Annotated in this window: 7 protein-coding genes; 4 read left to right on the forward strand and 3 right to left on the reverse strand. The window is 67.9% G+C overall.

The annotated features are described in order from the left end of the window. Nucleotides 1-77 precede the first annotated feature (77 nt). Complete coding sequence (locus G5C50_RS07390) at nucleotides 78-2,693, forward strand: beta-galactosidase (protein ID WP_165067147.1); 2,616 nt, start codon at nucleotides 78-80, stop codon at nucleotides 2,691-2,693. A gap of 11 nt (nucleotides 2,694-2,704) precedes the next feature. Here the strand turns inward: G5C50_RS07390 and G5C50_RS07395 are convergent, their stop codons facing one another. Beyond that, nucleotides 2,705-3,607 (reverse strand): DUF1559 family PulG-like putative transporter, encoded by a 903-nt coding sequence (locus tag G5C50_RS07395; RefSeq protein WP_165067273.1) that lies wholly within the window; start codon nucleotides 3,605-3,607, stop codon nucleotides 2,705-2,707. A 388-nt stretch (nucleotides 3,608-3,995) separates the two neighbouring features. Between G5C50_RS07395 and G5C50_RS07400 the strand changes: the two genes are divergently transcribed. Next, nucleotides 3,996-6,677, forward strand: a complete 2,682-nt coding sequence (locus G5C50_RS07400) for a M16 family metallopeptidase (RefSeq protein WP_165067150.1) — start codon at nucleotides 3,996-3,998, stop codon at nucleotides 6,675-6,677. Nucleotides 6,678-6,764: 87 nt separating this feature from the next. Here G5C50_RS07400 and G5C50_RS07405 read toward each other — a convergent pair whose 3' ends face one another. After that, entirely contained in the window at nucleotides 6,765-8,363 is a 1,599-nt protein-coding gene (locus G5C50_RS07405; RefSeq protein WP_165067153.1) for a glycosyl hydrolase 43 family protein, read from the reverse strand. Further along, nucleotides 8,360-9,673 (reverse strand): glycosyltransferase family 4 protein, encoded by a 1,314-nt coding sequence (locus G5C50_RS07410; RefSeq protein ID WP_206107611.1) that lies wholly within the window; start codon nucleotides 9,671-9,673, stop codon nucleotides 8,360-8,362. Before G5C50_RS07410 ends, G5C50_RS07405 begins: the two co-directional genes overlap by 4 nt. Before the next feature lie 846 nt (nucleotides 9,674-10,519). Here G5C50_RS07410 and plsX point away from each other — a divergent pair. Together plsX and fabD are read left to right on the forward strand one after the other, a co-directional pair. Next, nucleotides 10,520-11,560: a phosphate acyltransferase PlsX gene (plsX, locus tag G5C50_RS07415; protein WP_165067156.1), complete on the forward strand. Its 1,041-nt coding sequence runs from the start codon at nucleotides 10,520-10,522 to the stop codon at nucleotides 11,558-11,560. Nucleotides 11,561-11,915: 355 nt separating this feature from the next. After that, nucleotides 11,916-12,827 (forward strand): ACP S-malonyltransferase, encoded by a 912-nt coding sequence (fabD, locus tag G5C50_RS07420; RefSeq protein ID WP_165067159.1) that lies wholly within the window; start codon nucleotides 11,916-11,918, stop codon nucleotides 12,825-12,827. The last annotated feature ends 30 nt before the right edge of the window (nucleotides 12,828-12,857 follow it).

The raw sequence follows: 12,857 nt of genomic DNA on the forward strand, positions 1-12,857 counted from the left end.
CCGCAGGCGCCTTGGGTCGGGGCAACCGCCGGGGTAGGATGAGGCTTCCGCCCGCATCCCTCCCCGGAGCCCTCCCCATGCAGCGATCCTTCCTCGTCTCGACGCTCCTGGCGGCGTGCCTGTCGTCCACGGCGCTCGCACTGACGGTCCGCGTGGAGGTCCGCGACGGCGTCCCGCTGCTGGTGGTGGACGGCAAGCCCGTGCGCGGGCGGATGTTCTTCGGCATCCCGGGCTCGTCGCCGCTCCGGGTCGGTCCCGAGGGGAAGGTCGTCCGCTTCGAGTTCGTCGCCGCCGAATCGGCCGACAACGGCACGATGCACATCCGATGCGGCCCGCAGGCCGGGACGGTCGACCTGGACGATCTCCGGGTCGTCGACCTGACCGACGGCCGCGAGGTGATCCCGCTGCGCGACTTCGAGGCTGGGCCGTCCTCGTTCGCGAAGGACTGGACCTACTGGCCGACCGGCGCGAAGAACACGACGGGCGCCGCCGAAATCCAGCCGGGCGTGGGGAAGGGGGGCTCAGCCGGGATGCGGATCACGATCCAGGATCCGCCCAGGGGAAGCGAGCCTCCCGACTTCCACGTCTATCACCAAACCCGGCTGAAGCTGTTGAAAGGCCGTCGATATGAGGCCACGATCTGGCTGCGGTCCAGCGTCGACCGCGACCTGACGATCGCCTTCTATCGCCCCGGCTCGTCGTTCGTCTACCTCGGCGGCCCTCCCGGCCCTTATGAGACCGAGATCAAGCTGGCCGCCGACGCGGGGGTGGACTTCGTCAGCTTCCCGATCGGCTTCCCCTGGCCCGAACCCGGCAAGGAGGCCGATTTCTCCGCCGTGGACTCGGCCTGCGAGCAGGTGCTCCGCGTGAACCCCAAGGCGCTGCTGCTCCCGAGGATCGGCGTGTATGCCCCCGCCTGGTGGTCGGCCCAGCACCCCGGCGAGGCGATGCAGTGGGAGGACGGCAAGAGGCTCGACGCGGTACCCGCCTCGCCGCGATTCCGCGAGGACGCCGCTCAACGGCTCCGCCTCCTCGTCGAACACCTGGAAGCGAAGTTCGGCGACCACATCGCCGGCTATCATCCGACCGGTCAAAACACCGGGGAATGGTTCTATCACGAAACCTGGGGCCGCCCCCTCAACGGCTACGCCCCGGCCGATCTCGCCGCCTGGCGTGCCTGGCTCGCCGTTCGCTACAAGACGGACGCCGACCTCCGCAAGGCTTGGAGCGATCCCCGCGTCGCGCTGGAGACCGCTGCGGTCCCGACGCCCAGGGAGCGTCACGCGTCGCCCCATGGTGTCTTCCGCGACCCGAAGACCGAGAAGCCGCTGCTTGACTGGGCCGACTTCCAGCAAGAAGGAATGGCCGACGCCGTGCAGACCTTCGCGAAGGCCGTTCGGCAAGCGTCGGCCGGGCGGAAGCTCGTCGTCTTCTTCTACGGCTACGTTTTCGAGTTCGGCCCAGTCGGGAACGGCCCGGCGACGTCCGGCCACTACGCGCTGCGGCGACTGCTGGACTCGCCCGACGTGGACGTTCTCTGTTCGCCGATCTCGTACTTCGATCGTGGCCTGGGGGAATCGGCCCCATCGATGACCGCGGCGGAGAGCGTCGCGCTGGCGGGGAAGCTCTGGCTCAACGAGGACGACACCCGAACCTACCTGGCGAAGGGTAGCACGTTCCCCGGCGCGCAGGCGGGCGCCGACACCTATGAAGACACGGTCAAGATGCTGACCCGCAACGTCGGCCAGGAGGCCGTGCGGAACTTCGCGACCTGGTGGATGGACCTGGGTGCGACCGGCTGGTTCAACGACCGCCGGCTCTGGGACCAGATGCGTCGGCTCGAAGCCGTCGACCGTCTCATGATCGATAAGCCGTCCGCCTACAGGCCCGAGATCGCCGCCGTGATCGACGAGGAGAGCATGAAGCGCCTCGCTCCGGCTGGGGTGGCCGTAAGCCGGCCCGGGATCTACGAGGCTCGCCGCGCGCTCAGCCTGGCGGGAGCGCCATTTGGTCAATATCTCCTCGACGACGTGATCGCCGGCAAGGTGGACGCGAAGTTGTACGTGATCCTCAATGCGTGGAGCCTCAATCAGGAGCAACGCTCCGGACTCAGAAAGGCGACGCAGAACAGGGGGGTCGTGTGGTGCTACGCCCCGGGCTGGTTCGACGGCGATTCTCCGTCTCCCGCGTCGATGCAGGAGCTGACGGGCTTCAAGCTGGAGCCCTCACTGGCTGCCCAGGCTCATGGCGAGCCAACTCAGGCCGGCCGTCTCCAGGGGCTGTCTCAGCCGATCGGTCCCAAGGTCCAGATCCGGCCGACGTTCGCCGCCGTCGACGCGACTCCCGACGAGGTCCTCACCAGATATCCGGACGGTTCGGCGGCGGTCGCTCTCCGGAACGGCCAGGCTCCGGGCTTCTCGCTGTTCGTCGGCGCCCCGGGGATGACTTCGGAGTTGATCCGGCTGGCGGCTCGAAAGGCCGGCGTTCACCTCTACACGGACTCCGATTGCGTCGTGTACGCCAATGGGCCGCTCCTCGTCCTGAGCGCCTCGCGGGACGGCGAGATCCGCGTCACGCTCCCGCCGGGCCGCACCGAGCTGGAGGACGCCCTCGACGGCAAGCCCGCAGCAGGGAACGCCCCGTACATCCTTCCGATGCAGAAGGGAGACGTGAAGATCTTCCGTTTCCCGTGAAACGACGGCGATCAGTAGTCGCCGATGGCGGCTTCGCCGCCCGCCCGGGTGGCGAGCGCCCGCCAGACGTCGTGCGCGATCGAATCCTTCACGAACCGGACGGTGCCGTCCAGCATCAGGACGTTGCCGCCGCCGCCGTGCAAACTGCCGGCCGTGATCGCATTGAGGTCGGGAACGGCGCGACAAGAGGGCTGATCGGGGGGGAGGGCGTGAGTATAGAGCGAGGCCCCCAGATGCCCGCTATACCAGTAGGCTCCCTTGAACGCCATGAGGGCAGGGCCGGGATCTCGGCCCGAGATCGCCTCACATGAACGCTGGAAGTGGTCGAAGCCCCCCGGAGTATCCGGGAATTCGCCGTCGAGAATGTGGATCGAACCGAGCCGTGAAGCCCGATAGCGATCGCCGTCCCCGACGATCCATTCCGAGACGGCGACCGTCAAGCTCAGGCCGTCGGTCACGTCTCTGGCCGCGATCGGCGTCTCGGCGAAGACGCCTTCCCAGGCTCCCGGAGGATTGCGCGCGACGACGCCAGCGTTGCCCGCGTAATTCGTCGCGAACCGTGAGTCGGGATCGCGACGAGCCGAGTCCGAGGGGCAAAGGTAGACGGAAGGGACCGGAACCGCGATCGTCTTTCCGTCAACGCCCGGACTGTACCTCGGCTCCTCGCCGATGAAGGGGAGGATCGACCAGAGGACCGACTGCTCGCCGACCCCTGAAGGTAGCGTCCCCCGAGTGCTGATGAAGTGGTTCAGCCCCAGGCCCACGTTCTTGAGGTTCGACGCGCATTGGGTTCGTCGGGCGGCCTCGCGCGCGTGAATCAACGCCGAGAGGAGCAGGGCGAGCAGGAAGCCGACGAGGAAGACGACCACCAGCACTTCGATCAGGCTGACGCCCCGGCGCGAGTCGGAAGTCATGACAGCGGGCTCCAGACCGAACACGCGCGCCGTTGAGCGGCATCTTCTCCATTGCGTCCAAATGCGGCGGCCTCGCCGCCGGCCCGCGCTACGACGACGGGCAGAGAAACCGCGTCGTGCACGAACCGTACCGCTCTCTCCACCATCATGACGACCCCGCCGCCAGGATGGTAGTACAAGCGCGAGGAAGATGAACACACAACGGGCATCGAATCCCGGGCGGGGGGCGCGTCGGAGCGGGGGGGATGCTACAATGGAGCATGTCTGCGGGCCGGGACGGAGATTGCTCCGTCACGGGGCCGCCCCTTCCGGGGAACGCACGCAGGGCTTCGGCCGGCGACGCCCCCAGCCGATCCTCCGACCGAAGGATGGAAAGGGTCGCACCGAAATGGCTCGACGGCTCAAATCTCACTCCACCGCCGCAAGGGTGGGTTCCCAGCCGGTTTTCGAACGCGTGCTGGGGAACGGATTGAAGGTTCTCGTTCTACCGCGCAAAGGGGTCCGGATCGTCGTCTGCGACCTCTTTTATCCGGTCGGCTCGTTCGACGAGCCTCCCGGCAAGACGGGGATCGCGCACTTCCTGGAGCATATGCTCTTCAAGGGAACCGATCGGTTTCCCAAGGGAAGCATCGACCAGCTTGCATTTGTGGCCGGCGGCCAGGCCAACGCCGATACGGGGGAAGATCGCACCCACTACTGGTTCTCCCTGCCCGCCGACCAGTGGGAGCTGGCCCTGGAGATCGAGGCGGACCGTATGACCTCCGCCTGCTTCGACCCTCGCGAGGTCGAAGCCGAGCGCCAGGTCATCGGCGAGGAACGCGCTCGGGACGTGGAATCCGCGCTGGCGAGGCTCGACCAGCAACACCAGGCGCTGTCGTATCTGAGGCACCCCTACCGGAACCCGGTCCTGGGCTGGCCGCACGATCTGGCGTCGATCACGGCGGCCGACCTGGAGGCGTTTTATCGTCGGCACTACCGACCTGACGGGGCCGTCCTGGTCTTCGCCGGCGACATCGACCCTGACCGGGTGCTCGCCCGGGTCGAGGAACGGCTGGGCGGCACGGCTTCCTCGCGGATCCGGCCGATTCGCCCGATCGACGATGAACCGCCGCAGGCGGGCCGCCGATCGTTCGTCCTCGCCGAACCCGACGCCTTGCCGCGCGCCATTCTTGGCTGGCACTCCGTCGCCTCGCAGCATTCGGACGCCCCGGCGCTCGAGGTCCTGGCGGACGTCCTTTCCGCCGGCCGACGCTCCCGGCTCTGGCGGACGCTGGTGGAGGATCATCGCCTCGCCGGTTGGGTGGAAGCCCTTCAGGCGCCGGGAAGGCGAGGCGGCCAGTTTCTCGTACAGCTTGAGGCCGCCGACGACCGCATCGACCCCACCGAGGTCGAGGCGGCCGTATTCCAGATCATCGCCGATTTGACCGCCCACGGTCCGACCGATGAGGAAATGCGGCGCGTCCGCAACCGCTTCGAAGCCGGGTGGCGCTGGGACCAGGAGGACTTGCTCGCTCTGGCCAGCGGCGTCGGCGAGGCCGCTCTGTGGGGAGACTGGCGGGACTGGCAGGCCGAGCATGCCGCCGCGCTCGCCGTGGACGCACAGGCCGTCCGCCGCGTCGCCGCGAAATACCTCGTCGAGTCCAACCTCACCTCCGGTTGGCTCCTTCGGTCCGACGACGCGCCGGCCTTCACGGGTCGCTCCGGCTCGGTGCGTAAGAGCAGGGGAGTGAGCCCCGCGCCTGCCCCTCCGCCGAGCTTCGCCGCCGACCTCCACGCGCCGGCCGTCGCCGTTCGACCGAAGCTCGTCGACTACCACCCTCGACGGTTCACCCTCGCGAACGGCCTGCGCGTCATCCATGAGCGGCGGCCGGGCGTAGGCGTGGCGGCCGTCGACTTCTACGTCGAGGGCGGGTGGGTCCGCGAAGCCGCTCCCGGCGTCGCCGCCCTGACGAGCCGAATGATGGAGGAGGGGAGCGAAGGGCGTTCCGCCCAGGAGATCGCGGCGGCGATCGAGGACGTCGGCGGCTCGCTGGAGCTTAGTTCGGCCTGGAGTGCGCTGCGAACCCGATCGGAAGACCTGGCCCTGGGGCTGGAGGTCCTCGCCGACGTCGCCCGCCGTCCCGCCTTCCCGGAACAGGCTCTGGACTGGACCCGGCAGCGATTGATCGGCGAGTTGAAGGCCGACCTGGAAGACCCCGCCTTCCGCGCCGATCAGGAATTTCGCCGCCTCGTGTACGGCGACCACCCGCTGGGACGCGACTACCGCGGCGGAGTTCGCGACCTCCGGCGACTCACTCGAGACGACGTGGTCGCCCACCACCGACGCCACTTCTCGCCCGAGAACGCCTGCCTCGTCGTTGTCGGCGAGTTCGACCCGACCCGGCTCCGCCGGCTGGTCGAAGCCCACTTCGGAGGCTGGAAATCGTTCGGGGAGGCTCTCCCCGAGTGGCCCGAGCTGCCGGCGATCGGCCGGCCAAGGTCCCGACGGATCGACTACCCTGGCGAACAGGTGCACATCGTTCTGGGACATCGGGGGATCACTCGCCACGATCCCGATTTCGACCCTTTGCTCATCCTGGACCACATCCTGGGGAGCGGTCCGGGCTTCTCCGATCGGTTGGGGCGGATCGTCCGCGATGAGATGGGCCTCGTTTACAGCATCGGCGGCGGAGCGACCGACTCGGCCGACGTGCTGCCGGGCCTCTTTCGGATCTACGCCGGCACCATGCCCGACGAGGCCGACCGCGTCGTCGCCGCCGTCGCCGAGCAGGTCCGCGCCGTCCACGTCGGCGATTTCTCCGACGAGGAAGTGGCGCGAGTCCAGCGGTATCTCGGCGGTGCTGCGCTCTTTGAGCTTCAAACCGTCGAACAGCGGGCGGAGCGACTCGTCGACCTGGAACGTCTGGGCCTTCCCCTCGACGAGCCCAGAACATGGCCCGCGCGCGTCGCCGCGGTGACGCCGGAGCAGGTTCGCGACGCCGCCCGTCGACGGCTCCATCCCGAAGCCATGTTTCGCGTGGAACTGGGCCCCATCGCCCGACGCCCAGCCCGTCGCCGGATCCGCGCCTGAGCCGTCACGTTTCGAGGCTTCTCACCGATCCATCGCCGCCGTCGGCGGCCGCGCGTCCATCATCCAACTCCGGCTCGATCGCAGCGTTTATCCTGCCCCCCCGAGCCGAGGGCGAGAGATGCGGGCGTCGGCCGTGAAGAAGGAGCCGAGGGCGTTGAACGTGTGGGTTCGGTCGAGGCCCGGGGCCCAGTCCGGCTCGATCCGGCCGGCTTCGACCTCCTCGTAGCCATCCACGTCCCATCGGACGATCCGGTTCACGACCATGGCGTGCCCGTAGCCGAACGTGCAGTCCTGCGCAGGTCGGTGCCAGACCCCGTCCACCTGGTACAGGCCCCCGGCAGGACGAGCCGACGACACGTCCGACTTCACGGGATTGCAACGGTGCGGTCGCCAGGGCCCCATCGGGCTCGGTGCGTGGAAGAGATGCAGCTCCTCGACGTCGTTATGAGCCCCCTCCGCCGGGATGCAGGCGAACAGCCACCATCGGCCGCCGTGTTCGACGAGCGTCGAGTCGGCCGCGCGCACGTCCGGGATCAGGACCCGATCGAAGACCCAGCGGTCAGGCGCTCCCTCGCAGCGATAGAGCTCGACCCGGCCGTTCTGGGAGGTCTCGGGGATCATGTAGATCGCCCCCTCCCACGGGAGAATCACGGGGTAGGAGAGGTGGAAGTCGGTCTCCAGCGCGAGGCGAGACGGTCCGGCTTGGCCCTGGTCGTCGATCTCCAGGACCGAAATGACGCCTCGGCGCGTGCTGTAGGGGTAGTCCTCGAAATAGATGTAGTTTCGACCGTCGATCCGTGCTGGAAAGGGGTCGGCCCAGAAGCGGTCGGCGGGAGGATAAAGGAGCCGAAGCGACGAGAGGTCGGGCAGACCGCCGCTCCAGGTTCCGTTCATCGAGTAAGCCAACACCCACTGGTCGCGCCGCCAGGCCCGGCGCAACCCTTCCGCGGCCAACCGGCCGCCGAACGCCGTCGCAAGCCGGGTCGTCTCAGCGGCTGCTGGAGGTTCGGAGATCGTCGGGGGCTGGCTCGGAGAGTCCGCGGGGGAGGGGAGACGGCCCTCGCTCCTGAGCCTCGCCAGAGCCCGGGGGACGAACTCGGCGGCCACGTTCGCAAGGTGGTCCAGATGTCGATGCGTCGAGAGCCTGTCGGTCTTGAGCCGCGCCTCGAGGATCGGCCCGCCGTCAAGGCGGACGAGCGAGGCCGACGCTGTCGGAGAGCCTCCGAGCACCGCCCGCGCCGCGGCGGCGGTCGGGCTCTCAGACTCGGCGCCGTCCAGCCGGATCGCCCAGACGCCGAACCGGGCGGCGTCGACTGCGAACGCCGCCGTCGACTCGGGGGCCAGGCAAAGCAGAACGTCGAGTTTCAGTTCGCGAAGAGCTTCCGGCTCCACGACCGGGACGTGGGCGAGAAGGTCGGAAGCGTCGACCGGTTCAACGGCCCTGGCTCCGCCGCCGAAGCGACGGCGGTCCAGTTCACAATAGAGGCCGAAGAGGCCCTGGCGGGCCGACTCGGCGGGCGGTACGACCGAGACGACTCGAGCGGCCAGCGTGCAATCAGGCGAGTCGACGAGGCTTTTGATTAGCTTGCGACGCCAGCGCGGTTGGACGGCTCCACTGAGGATCAGGCCGACTCGGAGACGTCCCTCCCCGCTGACAGACGCCTCTTCGTTCGTCTCCTGCGTCACGATCGGCTCCAGACTCGGCGTGCGCGCACCAGAGGCTCGTAGACCTCCAACAGCCGATCGATTTTCTCGTCCCAGTCGTATTCGCGGAGGATCCGATCACGGCCGGCGCGTCCGAGCTGCCGCCGAAGCTCGGGAGAACGCGCGAGTCGATCGAGCGCCGAGGTGAGCCCGGCGATGAACTCCTCGCGCGAGGTGGGCGGGACAAGCACGCCGCACGTCTCGTCGACATAGTCCGCCGGCCCTCCCCAGTCGGCGACCACGACCGGCAGGGCCGTCGCCATCGCTTCCAGGACCACGGCGCCGCCGCATTCGTGGAGGCTCGGCAGGATCAGCACGTCCGATCGCCGCAGAAGTTCCGCGCAGTCCTCCTGCGTCAGCCAGCCGACGAACTTCACGACGTCGGCCAGGCCCATTTCGGCCGCCTGACGCTCCAGTCGCGACCGCAACCGGCCGTCGCCGGCCACGACGAGTCTCGCCGGCGTGGTCGACACGAGATTACGGAACGATTCCAGCAGCAGGTCGACCGCCTTGCAATCGATCAAGCGGCCCACGAAGACGGCCTGGAGCGGCCCGCCGGACGGGGGAGGGGTCTCCGGAGGCGACCAGACGGCCAGGTCGACCCCGTTCTCGATCATCGTCTGAACGCTTCCGCGGGTCCCCGACGGCAGGGCGTCCCGCGTCCGCTCGTTGGCGACGAGGAGGACGTCGGCCTTGAGCTTCCCCGGCATCACCCGGTTCAGGATGCCGGAGACGAATCGGCCGAAGGAGAGATAGGCCGTCACAAACGCGGATTGCCGCGACTGGAAGGCGGGCGGATACGACATCGCGCCGTTCATCGGCCCGATGACCACCGGCGCCCCGAGGTCGTAGAGCATCGACGGTTCCCGCGGAGAGACGGGGATCGGCTGATGAACCACGTCGATCTTATGTTCCTGAACGAGCCGCCGCGCCAGCCGCCGCGCGGCCAGCGCCGTCAGCAGGCGGCTGAGATGCCCCGTACTGAAATAGCTGATCCGATCCGGCAGCCAGATTCCCAGCCGGTAAAGCACGTAGTGCGTCAAACTGTCGGAGATGAAGTGGAGCCGATCCAGATCGTCGGGGAACAACGCCTCCAACTCTCGGCGAGATCGTCCGTGGACGACGAGCCGGACGTCGAATCCGCGCCTGCGCAACCGCCGAAAGATGTGCAGGGGCAGGATCGCCTCTCCACCGAATTGCGCCGACGCGTGCTCCGCGACGATCAAAATACGTGGGCCCTCGGCCGTAACGCCGTCACCTGCCATGGCGTAGGCCCCCCCTTCTTGGGTCATGCTTCCCCCGAGGTTCCAAACCAGCTTCGCTCTCCCGCGTCCAGCCGGTCGGACATCGAGGGTCACGGATGTGCATGCATTCCTTCGCGAGGCAAGCCGAAACAAACTCCACCGAGGCCGTTTGAAGCGCCCCGAGGCCTGCCGATCCTGCTCAATCCTCCAGGATCCGAGGGCACGCAGCATCTTCGATTAGCCTCCCCGAAACCTAAAAAATTCGCGGTAAAGCACAACAAAACCCAACATTTCATCCTCACAAGCTCGCACCGAATCAAGGAGAGTCTCATAGGGGGTAGATCGCACCTGAACATCGCCGACTCAGGACGACCGGCAAGGTCTCCCTGAGCGACCAGGCCGCCCGATCGTCCACGCCGATGCTCCACATTTGACTCTAGCCTGCATTCTTCACGCCCATAACGTCGAAGATGCAAGATGAGCCAATTTTCACATTCCTGCCATGAGAAGATGACTTGTGATATGAGCCTTAACTCAGCCTCATCGTTCGCTGGCCAAGCTTCGGCAGGGTCTAGCATATCAACCTGGACTTCCGATCGTAACTTTGGCGACAAAAATCATCGAAATCGAGACCGTTGGCGATCTCCGCGAGGGGGGAGACGGCGGCTTGACAGCTGTGGGAAGCTCTTCTTACGATGGGTGGCGGTTTGATTCGCGAACGCTGATGGAACAAGAGATGAGGAGCCGACGCTCGCCGCGAAGTCGGCGGCCGGCCGGACTTTCGGGACGTCGATTTCGGGGTGCGGACCGGGCGAGGGAGTCGGGTCGTGCATCCCGCCGTCGTTTCGGCGACCGCGAGGCCGAAGGGCGGGCGGGGAACTCGGGAGATCGACGATGCGGATTGCCCTGGACGCGATGGGGGGGGATTACGCCCCCGGACCGATCGTCGCCGGCGCGGTGGAAGCGGTGCAAGACCGGGAAGACCTGGTCACGGTGCTGGTCGGCGACCGCGAGCGGATTGAGGCCGAACTGCAGAAGGCCCCCGACGCCCCCCGCGATCGGCTGCCGATCGTCCACGCCGCCGAGTCGATCGGCATGGACGAGAAGCCGGTCGAGGCCCTGCGCAAGAAGCGCGACAACTCCATCTCCAAAAGCTGGGGCCTGATGGCCGCCGGCGAGGTTCAGGCGATCGTCTCGGCGGGCAACACCGGCGCGATGGTCGCTTCCGCCCTTTTCGCGGGCGAACGCGCCAAGATGTTCCTGCCGGGCGTCCGTCGGCCGGGGATTGCGGCGATCTTCCCGTCGCACCAGGGCCCGATCGTCATCATCGACGTCGGCGCCAACATGGCCCCCAAGCCGGAAGACCTCTATCAGTACGGCCTGATGGGCTCCATCTACGCCGAGGAGATCCTGGGGATCACTGAGCCCCGGATCGGCATCCTCAACGTCGGCTCCGAGGAAGAGAAGGGGACCGACCTCACGCGCGGGACGCGGAAGCTCTTCGAGGACGGGCCCTGGGCCTCCCGGTTCGTCGGCAACGTCGAGGGCCGCGACATCTACGAAGGCCACGTCCGCGTCGTTATCTGCGACGGCTTCGTCGGCAACGTGCTCCTGAAGGCGGGGGAGGGGGCCGTCGAGTTCCTCTTCGCCGCCCTCAAGGAAGACCTGGCCCGGCTCCTGCCGGACTTCCCCCCCGAGGTCGGGATGAAGCTCGCCGGCAGCCTCAAGGCCCTCAAGTCTCGATTCGAGTACGAGGAATTCGGCGGGGCGCCGCTGCTGGGGATCCGCGGGGCTTGCATCATCTGCCACGGCTCGTCCAAGGCCCGCGCCATCAAGAACGCGCTGCGGGTCGCCGACCTGATGGCCGCCGACCGGATCAACGCCAAGATCGTCGACCAACTCGGGGCGACCCTGGGCGACGCGCCCAAAGCCTGACTTTCGTCCGAACACCGAGCGTCAGTCTCATCCAGGTGCAGGCGGCGCGACGAATGGCCTTCCCCCCTCGCGGGGGAAGGATGAGGGGGGATCGGCGTCGCACCGAGAGCCAGCCGCCTGGGTGCCGTGGCCACGCTTGCGTGGCCACGTGATCGGCGACGGTCGCGCGGTCGTCCTACGCCGGGTCATGGCCACGCAAGCGTGGCCATGGCACCCGATTGAAAGCCAACCGCTGAGCAGACCTCCGTCGCAAGTCCCCCTCTTCTGATCGCTTCGCGATCTGTCTTCCCCCGCGAGGGGGGAGGACCGTCGGACCGCCAATCCTTCACCTAGTGAGATCCTGTCTGAGGCCCCCATGTCCAAGATCGCCTTCCTCTTCCCGGGCCAGGGCGCGCAGGCCGTCGGCATGTGCCGTGAGCTTGACGCCGAACTTCCGGCCGTCCGCTCCCTGTTCGACCGCGCCGCCGAGGTGCTGGGCTTCGACCTCCGCAAGCTCTGCCTGGAGGGGCCCGCCGAGGCCCTGGAGGCGACCGACGTCAGCCAGCCGGCCATCTTCGTCGCCAGCCTCGCCGCGCTCGAGAGCCTGAAGCAGACCAACCCGGAGGCCGTCGCGAATTGCCAGGGGGCCGCCGGGCTCAGCCTGGGCGAATACACGGCGCTCACGTTCGCCGGGGCGCTCGACTTCGAGGCCGGTCTGGAGGTGGTTCGCCGTCGCGGCCAGGCGATGCAGGCGGCTTCCAACGCCTCGCCGAGCGGCATGGTCGGCGTCCTGGGGTTGGACGAGGCCAAGGTCGACGAGCTTTGCGCTCAGATCGAGCCCCACGGCCGGATCTGGAAGGCCAACATGCTCGGCCCCGGCAACATCGTCGTCTCCGGGGACGCCTCGGCGATGGAACGGGTCGAGGCCGTGGCCCAGGAGCTGGGGGCGATGAAGGCCGTCCGCCTGGCGGTGGCGGGTGCCTTCCACACCCCCCTGATGAAGCCGGCCGACGAGCAGCTCGCGGAGGTCCTCACCCGCGTCGAAGTCCGCGCCCCGCGGATCCCGGTCTACTCCAACGTCGACGCCGCCCCGCACGACGACCCGGAAGCGATCCGCCGGATCCTCGTCACTCAGGTCCTGCACGGCGTCCGCTGGGATGAGTCGATGCGCCGGATGCTGGCCGACGGCTTCGACACCTTCTACGAAGTCGGTCCCGGCCGCGTCCTCACCGGCCTGCTCAAGCGGATCGACCGCAAGACCCCCTGCACGAGCGTCCCGGCCCGCTGAGCGATCGGATCGAGCGCAAAAGGAAACGGC

Source organism: Paludisphaera rhizosphaerae (assembly GCF_011065895.1).
In the GTDB taxonomy this organism is placed as follows: Bacteria; Planctomycetota; Planctomycetia; order Isosphaerales; family Isosphaeraceae; genus Paludisphaera; species Paludisphaera rhizosphaerae.

Coding starts and splice junctions, on each gene's coding strand:
- plsX (WP_165067156.1), top strand. CDS start 10,520: ATGCGGATTGCCCTGGACGCGATGGGGGGGGATTACGCCCCCGGACCG.
- G5C50_RS07400 (WP_165067150.1), top strand. CDS start 3,996: ATGGCTCGACGGCTCAAATCTCACTCCACCGCCGCAAGGGTGGGTTCC.
- G5C50_RS07410 (WP_206107611.1), bottom strand. CDS start 9,673: ATGACCCAAGAAGGGGGGGCCTACGCCATGGCAGGTGACGGCGTTACG.
- G5C50_RS07395 (WP_165067273.1), bottom strand. CDS start 3,607: ATGACTTCCGACTCGCGCCGGGGCGTCAGCCTGATCGAAGTGCTGGTG.
- G5C50_RS07390 (WP_165067147.1), top strand. CDS start 78: ATGCAGCGATCCTTCCTCGTCTCGACGCTCCTGGCGGCGTGCCTGTCG.
- fabD (WP_165067159.1), top strand. CDS start 11,916: ATGTCCAAGATCGCCTTCCTCTTCCCGGGCCAGGGCGCGCAGGCCGTC.